Source organism: Salegentibacter maritimus (genome assembly GCF_016236915.1).
Classification (GTDB): domain Bacteria; phylum Bacteroidota; class Bacteroidia; order Flavobacteriales; family Flavobacteriaceae; genus Salegentibacter; species Salegentibacter maritimus.
In genome coordinates this window covers 87,245-102,725 of the sequence record NZ_JAEHOK010000013.1, presented here as the reverse complement: position 1 = coordinate 102,725, position 15,481 = coordinate 87,245, and the positions used below count along the sequence as shown (strand labels likewise).

General features: G+C 34.9%; 13 protein-coding genes. 11 read left to right on the top strand and 2 right to left on the bottom strand.

Annotated features, from left to right (window positions below; all coding sequences use genetic code 11):
- The first annotated feature begins 3 nt into the window (after positions 1–3).
- The 6 genes from I6U49_RS11390 (at position 4) to I6U49_RS11365 (ending at position 7,689) form a co-directional block, all read left to right on the top strand.
- On the top strand, positions 4–2,244 hold the full coding sequence (locus I6U49_RS11390) for a glycosyltransferase (RefSeq protein ID WP_198628752.1): 2,241 nt from the start codon (positions 4–6) through the stop codon (positions 2,242–2,244).
- Positions 2,245–2,351: 107 nt separating this feature from the next.
- Positions 2,352–3,470, top strand: coding sequence for a glycosyltransferase (locus tag I6U49_RS11385; protein WP_198628751.1), 1,119 nt, complete (start codon positions 2,352–2,354; stop codon positions 3,468–3,470).
- A gap of 97 nt (positions 3,471–3,567) precedes the next feature.
- Entirely contained in the window at positions 3,568–4,488 is a 921-nt protein-coding gene (locus tag I6U49_RS11380; protein ID WP_198628750.1) for a GNAT family N-acetyltransferase, read from the top strand.
- Between the two features lie 102 nt (positions 4,489–4,590).
- Entirely contained in the window at positions 4,591–5,700 is a 1,110-nt protein-coding gene (locus tag I6U49_RS11375; RefSeq protein ID WP_232804701.1) for a hypothetical protein, read from the top strand.
- A gap of 179 nt (positions 5,701–5,879) precedes the next feature.
- Positions 5,880–6,848 carry a polysaccharide deacetylase family protein gene (locus I6U49_RS11370; protein ID WP_198628748.1) on the top strand — a complete coding sequence of 323 codons (969 nt, stop codon included), beginning with the start codon at positions 5,880–5,882 and terminating at the stop codon, positions 6,846–6,848.
- Positions 6,841–7,689: a glycosyltransferase family 2 protein gene (locus tag I6U49_RS11365; protein ID WP_198628747.1), complete on the top strand. Its 849-nt coding sequence runs from the start codon at positions 6,841–6,843 to the stop codon at positions 7,687–7,689. Before I6U49_RS11370 ends, I6U49_RS11365 begins: the two co-directional genes overlap by 8 nt.
- A gap of 48 nt (positions 7,690–7,737) precedes the next feature.
- On the opposite strand, the gene I6U49_RS11360 is transcribed toward I6U49_RS11365, so the two are convergent.
- Both I6U49_RS11360 and I6U49_RS11355 read right to left on the bottom strand, forming a co-directional pair.
- On the bottom strand, positions 7,738–8,688 hold the full coding sequence (locus tag I6U49_RS11360; RefSeq protein WP_198628746.1) for a glycosyltransferase family 2 protein: 951 nt from the start codon (positions 8,686–8,688) through the stop codon (positions 7,738–7,740).
- Between the two features lie 7 nt (positions 8,689–8,695).
- Positions 8,696–9,358, bottom strand: coding sequence for an acetyltransferase (locus I6U49_RS11355; RefSeq protein WP_198628745.1), 663 nt, complete (start codon positions 9,356–9,358; stop codon positions 8,696–8,698).
- 468 nt (positions 9,359–9,826) lie between these two features.
- Between I6U49_RS11355 and I6U49_RS11350 the strand changes: the two genes are divergently transcribed.
- The 5 genes from I6U49_RS11350 to I6U49_RS11330 all read left to right on the top strand — a co-directional run bounded on the left by I6U49_RS11350 (position 9,827) and on the right by I6U49_RS11330 (position 15,479).
- The gene (locus tag I6U49_RS11350) at positions 9,827–10,993 is read left to right on the top strand and encodes a glycosyltransferase family 4 protein (protein WP_198628744.1); all 1,167 of its coding nucleotides are present in this window, start codon (positions 9,827–9,829) and stop codon (positions 10,991–10,993) included.
- A 49-nt stretch (positions 10,994–11,042) separates the two neighbouring features.
- On the top strand, positions 11,043–11,648 hold the full coding sequence (locus tag I6U49_RS11345) for a sugar transferase (RefSeq protein ID WP_198628743.1): 606 nt from the start codon (positions 11,043–11,045) through the stop codon (positions 11,646–11,648).
- A gap of 2 nt (positions 11,649–11,650) precedes the next feature.
- Complete coding sequence (locus I6U49_RS11340) at positions 11,651–12,253, top strand: acetyltransferase (protein WP_198628742.1); 603 nt, start codon at positions 11,651–11,653, stop codon at positions 12,251–12,253.
- Positions 12,246–13,406, top strand: a complete 1,161-nt coding sequence (locus I6U49_RS11335) for a DegT/DnrJ/EryC1/StrS family aminotransferase (RefSeq protein ID WP_198628741.1) — start codon at positions 12,246–12,248, stop codon at positions 13,404–13,406. The genes I6U49_RS11340 and I6U49_RS11335 overlap by 8 nt, the downstream gene beginning before the upstream one ends.
- A gap of 96 nt (positions 13,407–13,502) precedes the next feature.
- On the top strand, positions 13,503–15,479 hold the full coding sequence (locus tag I6U49_RS11330; RefSeq protein ID WP_198628740.1) for a polysaccharide biosynthesis protein: 1,977 nt from the start codon (positions 13,503–13,505) through the stop codon (positions 15,477–15,479).
- The last annotated feature ends 2 nt before the right edge of the window (positions 15,480–15,481 follow it).

The following is a 15,481-nucleotide window of genomic DNA, read 5'->3' as shown; positions in this document are numbered from 1 at the left end:
TCCGTGAATAAAATAAAAGTTTTATATATAATTGATACCCTGGAGGGCTATGGGGCAGAAAAAAGCCTGGTAGAGATCACCAGTAATTTTACCCGAATCACCCCGATTTTTGTACATATCTACCAGGGCGATATGCTTAAACCAAGGTTAGAAGAAGCAGGAGTTAGAGTGTATTCTTTAGACTTAACAAAAAAATATGCTTTTAATCTTGCCGTTAAAAAACTTAAGGTGATTTATTTACAGGAGCAACCTGAGATTGTTCACGCTACCTTATTCAGGTCTGAGATTATAGCCAGGAAATTAAAAAAAGCATTCCCTCAAATATTTTTAGTAGGTAGTTTTGTAAGTAATGCTTATTCCCCGGAAAGATTTAGGAAAAAGGACGCTCTGGACAGACTTAAACTTTCCTATTTTCGAAATCTTGATAAACGCTCTTCCTCATCAGTTGATCATTTTATTTCGAACTCCTATACTATAAAAGACCGTACTTCACGGGCCCTGGGTATTGATGCAAATAAGGTTAGTGTAATATATAGGGGCAGGAAAAGTGTAGACTTTAATTCCCAAAAGGTTCAGGGCAAGCTTCCATATTTAAACAGCCAAAATCAAATATTATTAAATGTTAGCAGATTAATACCTTTAAAAGGACAATTGGACCTTCTAAAAGCTATGCCTCAGGTTATTAAGGTTTATCCTCAAATTCAATTGGTGTTTGCAGGCCACGGTAGTTTTAGGGAGTATTTAGAGCGCTATGCGCGCAAGTTAGAAGTTAAGGATAATATTCGTTTTTTAGGTAGAATAGATAATATCCCAAAATTATTGGTTAGGTCAGATATCTTTCTTTATCCTTCTTATTCTGAAGGCTTGCCGGGTGCGCTTATAGAGGCTATGATGGCTCAAAGAATAATTATTGCTTCTAACATTCCGGAAAACCTGGAATGTGTAGATGAGAATTGTGCGTTAATCTATAAAAAAGGGAATATCCCCGAGTTGGTTGCTCACATTTTAAGAGTTTTAAAAAATCCTGAGCAGTATCGGGCTCTAGCTGAAAATGCAAGAAAAAAAGCAATTGAAAAGTTTGAGCTCTCAAAAGTGGTAACAGAATATGAAAGCTTCTATCTAAATGCTGTTTCTCCAAAAGAAAATTCCACTTTGGAGCAGGCTCAGGAAAAAAAAATAAGGATTCTTCACTTAATTCAAAAACCACAAAATCGTGGGGCCGAAACTTTTGCCTGTCAGTTGGCCAATCATCAAAAAAGGAAAGGTAATATCGTAAAATTGGTTTCAGTTTTTTCAGGTAGTGCAAACTTAGCCTGGAAGCACGAAATAGAAAGTTTAGATGCCTCTCCTAAATTGAGGTTTCTGGATTATAAGGCCTGGAAAAAAATGAATATAATCATAGAGGAATTTAAGCCCGATATTATACAGGCCAATGCCGGAGACACTTTAAAATATACGGTATTTTCAAAAAAAATATTTGGATGGAAACCCCCTATTATTTTTAGAAATGCAAGTGAGGTAGGCAGATATTTAAAAAATAACAATCAGAAAAGAATTAACTCCTTTTTTTATCAGCAAATAGCTGGTGTAGCTTCCGTTTCAAAAGCATCGAAAAAAGATCTTATAGCTCATTTTCCTTTTTTGAAAAGTAAAACAGAGGTGATACCGGTAGGCCTTGAGAGAACCTCTATAAATACTTCATTTTCTTTTCCGCAAAACCAAAAAAATATTATTCACGTAGGAGGTTTTAGTTTTGAAAAGAACCATCAAGGCCTTATTCGTATTTTTAAAGGTGTTTTACGGGAGGATGAAAATGTTATTTTACACCTGGTAGGAGATGGACCTTTAAGGGATTCGATTGAAAAGGAGGTTCTGAAACAAGATTTACAGGATAAGATAAAGTTCTACGGATTTGTGGAAAATGCCTTACCTATGATAGCAAAAGCAGATGTCCTGGTGCTCCCAAGCATTATAGAGGGTTTGCCCGGAGTCTTACTTGAGGCGATGTATTGTGAAACCCCGGTTATAGCCAATAATGTGGGAGGCATAAATGAAATTGTAAATGCAGATACAGGAATTCTTATTGAAAGGGATCATGAAGATGAATTTTCAAAAGCGATTCTTCAGGTTCTAAATGAAAATAATTCAGCCCAAATTCAAAAAGCCCGCGACCTGGTATTAAAAAATTATATGAATGAAAGCCTGGTGTGGGAATTCGAAGCGCTATATAAAAAAATAATTTAATACCTCTAATTTTATTGGCCTGTAAACTAACTTTGGTTTCTCTTAATTAAATTCAAAATCCTTGCTTGCAAAAAGGATTGGCTTAACTTTGTTGCATTAAAATAGTTATGGCAAAAATAAAAGTTCTTCATATTATTAAATCCCTTGGCAGGGGTGGGGCTGAAATGCTGCTTCCTGAAACGCTCAAATTGCATAACATGGAAAAATTTGATTTTCATTATATCTATTTCTTACCCTGGAAAGATCAAATGGAGTCAGCAATTAAAGATGCCGGGGGAAAAGTAACCTGCCTGGAAGCCAAAGACAATATCAGGTTATTATCGCAATACAAAAAAATTATTGCTTATTGTAAAGCACATAAAATTGATCTAATTCATTGTCATTTGCCCTGGGCCGGTTTTGTAGGTAGATTGGTACATAAAAAAACAGGAATTCCGGTATTGTATACAGAGCACAATATGCAGGAACGCTACCATATAGCAACTAAAACGATAAATAAATTTACATTTAATTCCCAAAGCCTGGCCTTTGGAGTATCACAGGATGTTACTAATTCCATCAATAAGAATATTCAGCCAAAAATTCCGGTTAAAACATTACTAAACGGAGTTAATACCGAATCTTTTCAAAGTACAGGCATTTCTGAAATTAGAAAAGAATTAGGGATACCAAAAGACGCTATAGTGCTTGGTAATGTAGCCGTATTTCGTTTTCAGAAACGCCTGGTAGAGTGGTTAAGAGTGATTAATAAAATTAGAGATCAGCATTCAAATATTTATGGAATAATTGTTGGGGCCGGTCCCCTGGAAGAAGAAATAAAAAAAGAATGGAAAGACTTAAGCCTGGAAAAAGTGGTTTTCTTTCCCGGTTTACAAACTGATGTAAAGCCTTATTTTGAGGCTATGGATATTTTTATGATGAGTTCATCTTTTGAAGGCTTGCCTATAGCCTTGTTAGAAGCTATGAGTATGGAATGTGCAGTGGTGTCTACAGATGCAGGGGGGATTAAAGAAGTGATCAGAGATAAGCAAGACGGCTTAATAGTTCCGGTAGGCCATTGGATTGAGTTAGCGGATAAAGTTGAAATCCTAATCAATAAACCTGAAGAATTAAGCAGCTTAAAACTGGCAGCGAGGAAAAGGGCAGTAGACTCGTTTAGTCTTCAGCGAATGGTGGAGGAGTTGGAAGCTTATTATATGGATATGAGTGAGGAAGTAATGAAGTGATGAAGAGTGATCTAGTGTAGGAGACAGGATCACAAGTTAAAAAGATTACAAGGTCACTACATCACAGCCTTACACTCAGAATATAAAACAATAAATAATGCAAATAAGAGAAGCCGATCATTCTGATATTCCTGGAATTTTAAGCGTACTAAAAGCCAGTTTGGGGGAAACCTCTTCTAAGAAAACAGAAGGAATGTGGCACTATAAGCATATAGAGAATCCATTCGGGGAGTCTCTGGTATTGGTAGCTGAGGAAGACAATAAAATTATTGGTGTAAGGGCTTTTATGCGATGGCAATGGCAGCGTGGGGAAGAGGTATATAGTGCATTTCGCGCAGTAGATACAGCTACGCATCCTGAGCATCAGGGGAAGGGCATCTTTAAAAAGCTTACCTTAAAAGCTTTAGACCTGGGAAAACAGCGTGGCGATCATTTTGTGTTTAATACGCCAAACTCCCAAAGTAAGCCTGGCTATCTTAAGATGGGATGGAAAGAAGTTGCTAAACTAAAAATTGAGTTACGGGCTTTATATCCTTTTAAAAAAAATAAGCAGTTTGCTTATCAGGTCCAGGGAAAAATAAATTCCAGTGAAAACCTGCTGGCTTTGTTTTTCGAAAAGCAAAAAAAGACCAACCAACTTTTTACGCCTAAAAATATACTGTATTTAACCTGGCGCTATATCAATAATCCTTTGCAGGATTATGCCGTGATTTGTAATAAAGAATATTTTATTGCCGGTTACGTAAAAAAAAGAGATAAATTTAGAGAGTTTAGGTTGTCTGAAGTTATTAGTGCTGCTAATGGAAAAAATGATGCAAAAAAGGCTATTCTTAACCTGGCAAAAGCATCGGGAGCACAAGTGCTAAGTATTGCTCCTGCAACTGGCATTCAATTTAAAGCGGGTATTGCGGGAAATTTTGGCCCGGTATTAACTTATAAAGCGATAAACTTACATGCTCCTGAACTTTTAAATTTAGAAAATTGGACCTATAGTTTGGGCGACCTGGAATTGTTTTAGATTATGATAGGAGCAATAGTTTTAATACTTTTTTTATTCCTGCTAAATCAAGGGCTTTTTAACAGTTTTGAGAAAAAATATCGATGGTTTTCCAAAAAACTGATGAATTTGCTCTTTTTATACCATCTCTTTTTCTTTGGGGTGTATTATACTTATACTATATTTAATCGCTCCGATTCTAAATTATATTATTCAAGGCCTCAGTGGGGAGATACCTGGTGGGAATATTTCGGGACCAGTACTACTTTTATCGATTTTATGAGCTGGCCTTTTATTAATGTGCTAGGCTTTAGTTATGAAATGATGATGGTGCTTTTTGCCTGGTTTGGATATATAGGTTTTGTATATGCTTATCTGTTTTTTCGGGAAAATATTCCTATTAAAATCAAGATTTTTAATATAGATTTCCTCACACTTATTCTTTTTTTGCCAAATATGCATTTTTGGACCGCTTCTTTGGGGAAAGGAGCTCCTATTTTTATGAGTTTGATGATGTTTGCCTATGCTATTAAAGACCCTAAAACCAGGTGGGGAACTTTATTAATAGGTTCTTTGATAACTTATTACATTAGGCCCCATGTATTTTTATTTGTTGCAGCGGGAACTGTTTTGGGCTTTATGACGGGAAAGGAGAAAATTGCCTTTTGGAAAAAAATGCTCGTTTATATTGGAATGATTGGGGGGTTACTTATGGTGCAGGATACTATTTTAGGAATGGCAGGGCTTAACGAGTCTGAAAATCTTGTAGAAGGTTTTGATCAATTTTCGACGGAACGAGGAGCTGAGTTGTCCAAATCTGGTTCAGGAGTAGATATGGCCAACTATCCATTACCGGTTAAACTATTTACGTTTTGGTTCCGCCCGTTGTTTTTTGATGCTCCAGGGGTTTTGGGACTTATTGTGTCGGTAGAAAATTTAATTTATTTACTCTTATTTTTTAAAATATTAAAAGGAGATTTTATTAAGTTTTTAAAGAAATCCCCAATTAGCGTAAAAATGAGCTTAACCACCTTTTTTTTAGCATCCCTCGCAATGGCATTTGTAATGTCTAACCTGGGAATTATTATGCGACAAAAGTCTATGGTGATGTATTTTCTGTTTTTTGTGATTTATTATTATCTGGCGCAAAAGAAGTATGACGGAATAAACAAAAAGCGAAGATTAATGCAAAAAAGACAGAAAGCTAAAGAAACGGCTTTAGCTGCGCAATAAAGAATAGAAAATGCTTAATTGGGATTAGGGATTTGTTAATTCGGGAATCGGTAAAAAGCCTAAATTAAAAATTCTTAATATAGCTATTAAAGATTGCCGTTTAATCGAAACTAATATAAGTCCAAACTACGACCAACGAACTAACGAATTAACCAATTAGCGATTTAACAAAAAAAACAATGCAAGGTACCTTAGTGATTTCCCTGGATTTTGAACTTTTATGGGGAGTGTTTGATAAAGTAGACTGGAGAGAAAAGGAGGAGTATTTTCAAAACACCCGTAAAGTAATTCCCGAGATGCTTCAGCTGTTTGAAGAGTATAAAATTTCTTGTACCTGGGCTACGGTAGGGATGTTATTCAACGAGAATTGGGAGGAATGGAATGCCAATATTCCGGAGAAACTGCCAGATTATGACAATAAGAAACTATCAGCCTATAAATATGGAAGTTCTATTCAAAGTAAAGAGACGGAAGAACTTTGTTTTGCTCCTGGACTTATTAAATTGATTTCTAAGACTCCTTATCAGGAACTAGGTACGCATACTTATTCACATTACTACTGCCTGGAACCGGGCCAGGATATCCAAAGTTTTAATGCCGATTTGCAAAAATCCAAACAGCTAGCTGAAAATTTTGGGATTGAATTAAAATCACTGGTGTTTCCCAGAAATCAGTATAATGAAGATTATCTGGAAGTATGCAGAAAATTTGGTTTACACACTGTACGAACTAATCCGGCTGTTTGGTATTGGAGAAATGCCCAAAAAGATAGTTTTAAGCAGAAACTCTTTAGGACCGGGGATGCCTATATTGGATTAAACAATAAATCTTACAGGAATATTCCTGAAATAGTTCCCGGTATTTCCGGACAAAAAGCCAGTAGACTACTGAGACCTAATAGTGGCAAAAATTTGCTTGATAAAACGCGAATAAAAAGGATTTTAAGTGAAATGAGTACTGCAGCTAAAAATAAGGAGATCTATCATTTGTGGTGGCATCCTCATAATTTTGGAGCTAATCCGGGAAAAAATTTACAGGAATTAAAAATTATATTAGAACATTTTAAAATTTGTCAAAATAGGTTTGGTTTCCAATCTTTGACAATGTCTGGTATTAATAAAACTGCTGTAGATAATCATTATGAATAATATAATTTCTATTATTATTCCTACTTATAATCGAGAACAACGTATTTCTAAAGCTGTCCAAAGCGTTTTTGACCAGTCGGCTACTAACTGGGAACTTATTATTGTAGATGATGGATCTACCGATAAAACAAAAAAAGCGATAAAAAAATACCTATTAGATGAAAGAGTTCAATATTTTTTCCAGGAAAATTCAGGGGTTTCGGCAGCCCGAAATAAAGGAGTTGAATTAAGTAAGGGGGACTATTTGATTTTCCTCGATTCAGATGATTACTTTTTACCCGGGCTTATTGCCAGGCTTAATGAAATTAGATACAATAGGTACGATTTGATATGCTGGGAAGTATTAAAGAAAATTGATGGTAAATCATTTATTTGGAGACCACAAAAGCTTGAAAAGATCTATAATAATATTACCGCTAGTTTTTTGGCGGGAAGTATTTGCTATAAAAAGGAGATCTTTTTAAAAGTAGGTGGTTTTGATCTGGAAATGTTTTTTGGTGAAAATTATGAATTAGGCATGCGGATTTCCGAAATTGCTGATTTAAAAATTAAAATTTTAAATCAGCAATTTATACTTTATATAATTGAACCAAAAACTCGTAAGAGTAATTCCTTGGCCAATAAATGGAAATCATATCATAATTTATACGAGAAACATAAAGAGAAATTTCAAAAAGACAGGAAATCTCATAGTCAAATGCAATATTTACTGGGTTTTGTATACGAACAAAAGGGTAAAAAAGAAAAAGCAAAAGGATATTATATATCTTCTTTTTTTACTAATCCACTAAACTTCAAGGCGCTAATAAAGAGTGTTTATTTTAGTTTATTTATAAAATGAAGACTGATAGAAACTAAACATAAAAGGACTTCCATTTGGTAGAACACCTTAACGGCTAAATTTATTAATATAAAAAAATGACTTAAACATTTTTTTAAATTTTCGTTTTTTAAAATAATATAATAGTAAGGAGTTTTTTAATTTTCGGCTCTGTTTATTAAATTTTTTAAATGCATTTTTGTCACCTTTTCTAAAATAATATTTAGAAAGTTGTTTATACGCGTGAATTTTGAAAACTATGCTTTTTTCTTTGTTTACCTGGCTCCAAATTCCACCAGAATGAATTCTATACTTCGAATAATTAATATCACTAATAAATTTCCCTTTGCCAATTTCTCCCAAAAGGCTATAGATAAATATATCTAGATTAAGCACTTTAGTTATTTCCTTTGGTAGCTTTAAGTTATTACGGAAAAATATGGTTAGTGTGGAAGGATGAATCCAAGGGCATTTTAATTGTTCCTGAGAGAGGTCGAATCTTAGAGGGGATGCCTTATCACTTTCAATAAAATCTCCATTCTCATTTATCATTTCGAAATTATGATAGCATATGGAATAGTCAGTATTATCTTCTAAAAAATCAAACTGCTTTTGTAATTTAGATTTATCGTGCCAAACATCATCACCATCACAGATTGCAATATATTTACCCTTAGTTTGAAAAAAATTGTAAATAATATTAAAGTTACCCGTAATCGTCTCCTGTACTTTTATTTTATTTATTGAATGGTGTAGAAACAAACGAATTTTATCGGGATATTTTTCAGCATATTCTATGCATAGATCTCGGGTTCCATCTATAGAATCGTCTTCTCCTAAAATAACCTCATATTCAAAATCAGTTTGTTGAGTAAGGATACCATCTAAACATTCTTTAATAAAGTTGACGTGTTGGTAAGCTAATACGATGATACTAACTATAGGTTCTGTTGGCACCTTATTGGGGTAATATATCGGATCTTCTTTTAAATATATTTTTTTAAATTTTTCAAAATCCATCAAATAACTATTTTAAAAAATGTGAAGTTACCTGACTGTATGATAAATCTCTTTTGACGGTTCCTTTTTGAGAATAAACTGCATCATTGGGGGTGTTACTTTCAATTATGCATCCCATTCCAATTACATTTCTTCTTCCAATAATTACGTTTTGTTTTATCGTAGTATTCATACCTATAAAACTTTCCTCCCCTATGGTTACATTCCCTCCGGTTGTGCAAACACTAATTAAAGAGTGAGAATTAATGAGTGTATGATGAGCTATATTAGAAGCGAATAAAATATTATTATTTAAAATAGTAACGAATGGTTGAATAGTACAGCCTTCGTCTATAAAGATATTTTGCCCTAACTTTATGTTTGGCCAGTAATTGGCTTTGCTGGAAATATAATTTGCAAAAGAATAACCCGCAAACTTAGCCTTTTCGAATATCTTTTTACGTATTAGATTATTACCTACGGCTATAAATAATTTATAATCTTTAAAAGTAGTTTCTTTTAAGATTTCCTCAAAAATATAAACTGGTCTTCCGTCATTTGTTTTCCCCGAATAGAAGTCCTTTTCAATACAAAAACCCATTAACTCATATTTCGTGTCATTTTCAAAAACATAGGCCACATACTCAGCAAAATGGCCATTACCATAAATAAGAAGTTTTTCGTTTTTCATGTGGTAAGAATAAGTTATTAGATACTTGTTTAATCACAAAAACCAATATAGGAACAAATGTAACAACTTTAATAAATAGCTTTAAGCAATCATTAAAATTTTTAAGAGTGTAAAATAAATTCTGTCTGAATTGAATTATTTATTAAGTGTTATTTTTTTGAATGTTTGAAATTCTATTCCGATTGTCACTCTCGGTTCTTAGGTTGTGTATTTAGCTTTCATCTTTATAAATTACAATATCAAAATCCGTTTTACTAGATTTGGTGTGGCCTTACTCAATTTTTACATTAAAGTTAAATGAAACCTCATAATAGAATTAATTCCAAAGAGTTAATTGGGAAATTTTTAATATAAGGCAGGATTTGCTTGAAATCAGTATTTAGTCCTGTTTTTTTACTAATTTTTTATTTAAAGTGAATTTAGATAATGTCACTCAAAAAACTACTTTTGTGAATTATCAATTTCTATATGCCCAAAAAACTAATCCGTATCACCACCATCCCACTATCCCTGGAAAAACTCCTGGAGGGACAACTAACCTATATGAATCAGCATTATAAGGTTACGGCAGTGGCTGCTGAGAAAGAACGACTGGAGAAATATGGCGAAAACAATAGCGTACATACTTTTTGGGTAGAAATGACCAGGGCTATTACCCCGGTGCAGGATATAAAAGCGGTTTGGAAACTGTATCACTATTTTAAAAGAGAAAAACCTGAGATTGTTCATACACATACGCCTAAAGCGGGAATTGTGGGAATGCTGGCAGCAAAGATGGCGGGAGTACCACTTAGACTGCATACGGTCGCCGGTTTGCCACTTATGGAAACTACCGGTAGTAAACGAAAGATTTTAAACTTGGTAGAAAAGTTTACCTATAGTTTAGCAACAAAAGTTTATCCTAACTCCCGGGGTCTACGAGAAATCATCCTTATGGAGGGTTTTGCTAAAGAAAATAAATTAAAAGTACTGGGGAAAGGAAGCTCAAATGGTATCGATACCCATTACTTTGATCCTAATCAATTTGATGAAACCCAAAAAAGGAATAAAAGGCTGTCGCTAGGTATTCCCCAGGAAGATTTTGTTTTTATTTTTATAGGAAGATTGGTTAGTGAAAAAGGGATCAACGAATTGGTAACCGCGTTTACAAATCTACAAAAGCAGAAACAAAACAGTACGCTGCTACTGGTTGGCCCATTCGAAAAAGAATTGGATCCGTTAAAAGAGGACACTTTTAAAACAATTCAGCAGCACGAAAAAATAATGACTACGGGATATCAAGAAGATGTAAGGCCTTATTTTGCGATTGCAAATGCCCTTGCATTTCCCAGTTACCGCGAGGGTTTTCCCAATGTGGTAATGCAAGCCGGTGCAATGAACCTTCCGGCAATAGTGAGTGATATTAATGGTTGCAACGAAATAATTGTAGAAGGAATTAATGGGGTAATCATTCCGGTTAAAGATAATTCAGCTCTTTTAAGAGCGATGCAATTACTGGTTGAAAATGATAATTATACCGAGAGACTGGCTTCAAATGCGCGTATAGAGATTTGTAAGTATTATGAACGCAAAGAATTTTGGCAAATTTTGTTAAAGGAGTACAAAAGATTAGAGAAGCTGTATATAAAATCATAGTTTTGCGCGGCTAAAAAAATATTGGAATTATAAGGTCTAAGGCGTTAGTATGTATAAACACTTTTTTAAAAAAATACTTGACTTTTTTATTGCTTTTACGGCATTATTAGTGTTTAGTCCGCTACTAATTCCCATTACAATTTTATTAGCTTTGGCAAATGCTGGCAAACCCTTTTTTTTTCAAAGAAGGCCGGGGAAAAATGGACAGATTTTTAATATTATCAAGTTTAAAACCATGACAGATGAACGGGATGCTGAAGGAAACTTGCTCCCGGACGAAAAGAGGTTAACTGTCGTTGGGAAATTTGTAAGAAAAACTTCCATAGATGAGATTCCACAGTTAATTAATGTCTTAAAAGGTGATATGAGCTTAATTGGTCCAAGGCCATTATTGCCGCAATATTTAAGTTTATATTCAGAAAGGCAGAAAAAAAGACATGATGTAAAACCTGGGATTACCGGTTGGGCGCAGGTAAATGGTAGAAATGCCATTAGTTGGACCAAAAAGTTTGAGTATGATGTTTGGTATGTTGAAAATTTATCTTTTGCATTAGATTTAAAAATTATTTTTAAAACAATAAAGAAGGTGTTGATTTCTGAAGGAATAAACACAGCGAATATGGCTACTACGGAAGCCTTTAACGGTAAGAATTAAAGATGAATATTTACGGAGCCAGTGGTCACGGAAAAGTGGTTTATGATATTGTAAAAAGCAGGAATCTTCAAATAGATGCCATATTTGACGATAATGTGGAAATTAAAAATTTTCTTGGCCTAAAGGTAACGCATAAGCCAAGCGAAGATCAGCTGGCCAGCCCCTCTGTTTTTGCGATAGGTGATAATATGATAAGAAAATCGGTTGCACGTAGGTTTACCGGAGCAATAGCTGAAGCACTTAGTCATGCTAGCGCAATAATTTCGGACAATATTAAAATGGGAGCCGGTACTGTGGTCATGCCCGGGGCTATCATTAACTCAGGTTCAAGCATAGGAGAACATTGTATTATTAATTCTGGTGCGGTTGTTGAACACGATGTGCAGCTTAAGGATTTTGTGCATATAGCACCCAATACCGTAATTACCGGTAATGTAAATATTGGTGAAGGTACTCAGGTAGGTACGGGAGCTTCGGTCATTCCTGGGGTGAAAATTGGCAAATGGGCGTCTATAGGTGCCGGTGCCGTAATTATTGAAGATGTTCCAGACTTTGCCGTTGTTGTTGGCAATCCGGGAAAAATTATAAAATACTTGAATGAATAAGGATAAAATCTGGTTATCCTCTCCACACATGGGGGGGGCTGAGCAAAAATTCGTCAATGAGGCTTTTGAGCAGAATTGGGTGGCTCCATTAGGGCCTAATGTGAATGGCTTTGAAAATGATATTGAAAAATATTTATTTAGTGAATCTTCTAAAGAAGGTGCTGTAGCGGCTTTAAGTTCTGGTACAGCTGCTTTACATTTAGCACTAGTGATGCTGGGGGTAAAATTAGGCGATGAGGTGCTTTGTCAAAGTATGACCTTTGCTGCCTCAGCAAATCCTATTGCTTATTTAGGTGCGACTCCTGTGTTTGTCGACAGTGAAGAAGAGACCTTGAATTTATGTCCTAAACACTTAAAAAGGGCTATTGAAGATAGAATTGCCAAAGGAAAAAAACCAAAAGCAATAATTGCCGTGCATTTATATGGAATGCCATATCAGGTAGATAAGATTAATAAAATTGCTTCAGAGTTTGATATTCCGGTCATTGAAGATGCTGCTGAAGCTTTGGGAAGTACTTATAAGGGACAGAAATGTGGAACTTTTTCTGAATATGCTATTCTTTCTTTTAACGGAAATAAAATCATTACCACTTCGGGAGGTGGTGCGCTCATTACTAAAACCCTAGTTGCTAAAGAAAAAGCAGTTTTCCTGGCCACACAAGCCAGGGATGCTGCACCTCATTACCAGCATAGCGAGATAGGATACAACTATAGATTAAGCAATATTTCGGCAGGAATTGGGCGCGGCCAAATGCAGGTAATAGATAAACGGGTGCGTGCACGAAGAGAAATGCATGATTTTTATGTAGATTTGTTTTTTAGAATTGAAGGGGTTAAAGTTCATAGTGCTCCAAACAATGACTTTTTTTCCAATCATTGGTTGAGCGTTGTAAGTATTGATAAAGAGAAAACCGGTGGAATAGGTCGTGAAGATTTGCGTTTGCATCTGGAAACTTTAAATATAGAAAGTAGGCCTTTATGGAAACCCATGCATTTGCAACCTGTTTTTAGAAACGCAGCTTTTTATGGAGATGGCATAGCAGAAAACTTGTTTGAGAACGGACTTTGTTTGCCTTCGGGATCTAATTTGTCTCAGGAACAAAAAGAACGAATTAAAAATGGAATTTTGTCCTGCTTAAAAGAAAATAAATAAACAGCCTGCGAGGTATTTTAGTAGATACTATAAGCAGTTTTTGACATAGAGCCGGGCCTCAAAAGTAATTAAATCTCGATGCACGAGTAGATAATTATGGGAGATAAATTAAGTAAAATATTAAGAAATATATTATCGGGAACCGATAATGCTCTCGATTTAAGGAATATAAAGTATCTGCCCAGGTGGGCAGTTTATTTAATAGACCTTTCCTTGGTAGCCATATCTACCATGTTCACGGTTTTAATTATTGTAGACCTTACCCCAAATTATTACACCATACTTAGTTTTTATGATAAGGCCTTTATCGTAATAGCGGTTCATATTTTCTACTTTTATGTGTTTAAAACCTACGCGGGGATTATTAGGTATTCTTCCAACATAGATGCACTAAAATTGCTTTTAGCAACCATAAGTTCATTTTTTACTTTATTGCTTATTAATTATGTAAGTTATTTTGCTATAGGAGAGAAAATATTTTTGATAGGTGGCTTATTTATTAATTTATGTGCCTCTTTCTCCCTACTGTTTTTATTCAGATTAGGTGTAAAACAAATTTACGAATATTTTAAACTAGTTAGTAGGGATGAAGATATTCTAAAAGCCGTTATATTAGGGGCAGATGAAAATGCGATTTCTATTGCCGGAGCTTTAGATATTGAAATTCCCAGAAGATTTAAAATAGTTGGTTTTCTAACCAATGAGAAGCACAATAAAAGTATTAGGTTGTTGGATAAGCCGGTAGTGAATTATTCAACTAAAATTCATAAAGCGGTTCAGTCTTTAGATGCAGATGCCATTATACTCTCCGAAAATAGTTTTACTGCCGAGCAAAAGTTCAATTTTGTAGAAGATTGTCTTGAAAATAATATTAAGGTGTTTAATGCTCCAATTGTTTCTACCTGGAGAGAAGACGAGCAACCTATTGCTAAGAAGGTAAAATCCTTGCAAATTGAAGATCTTCTGGAGAGGGAGCCTATTAGGCTTCATCCCGAAAATAAAATTGAACAATTAACCGGTAAAACTATTTTGGTAACCGGGGGAGCCGGTTCTATAGGAAGTGAAATTGTAAGGCAGGTTGCCCAGTATAATCCGAAGAAATTGATTATTCTAGACCAGGCAGAAACCCCCTTACATTCTTTAAGTCTGGAAATAAATGCAAAGTTCCCTAATTTGAATTGTAAATTCATTATTTGTGATGTAGGTAACTTTAAGCGATTGGAGCTTATGTTCCAAAACCAGGGAATAGACGTGGTATACCACGCTGCAGCCTATAAGCACGTGCCTTTAATGGAAGAAAACCCACACGAAGCGGTTTTTGTTAATATCCAGGGAACAAAAAATCTTGCCGATCTTTCTCTAAAATATAACGTATCACATTTTGTGATGGTGTCTACAGATAAAGCAGTAAACCCCAGTAACGTGATGGGAGCTTCAAAAAGAGCTGCCGAAATGTACGTACAGTCCCTTTATCACTCAAAAATAAAAGAAGATCCAAACACAACTAAGTTTATCACTACCAGGTTTGGAAATGTGTTGGGCTCCAATGGTTCTGTAGTTCCTCTATTTAAAAAGCAAATAGAAAAAGGAGGGCCGGTAACCATTACGCACCCTGATATTATTAGATATTTTATGACGATCCCCGAGGCTTGCCAGTTGGTTCTTGAGGCCGGAGCTATGGGGAAAGGAGGAGAGATCTTTATTTTTGATATGGGAGAACCGGTAAAAATTATGGATTTGGCCATAAAAATGATTAAACTTGCCGGCTACGATCCAAATAAAAATATTAAGGTGAAAATCACAGGCTTAAGACCCGGTGAAAAGCTTTATGAAGAGTTGTTGAATGACGAATGTAAAACGCTTCCAACGCATCATAAAAAGATTATGATAGGCCAGGAAGTGGTACGTGATCACGAACAAATTAAAGAGAGGATAGAAAAGATTATTAAATCAGCGAATTCATTAAAAGCCGATAAAATGGTTAAGAAAATGAAAATTCTTATTCCTGAATTTAAGAGTAATAATTCATTATTTGAAAGCCTGGATACAAAAGAAGAAGTAATAAGTGAATAAAA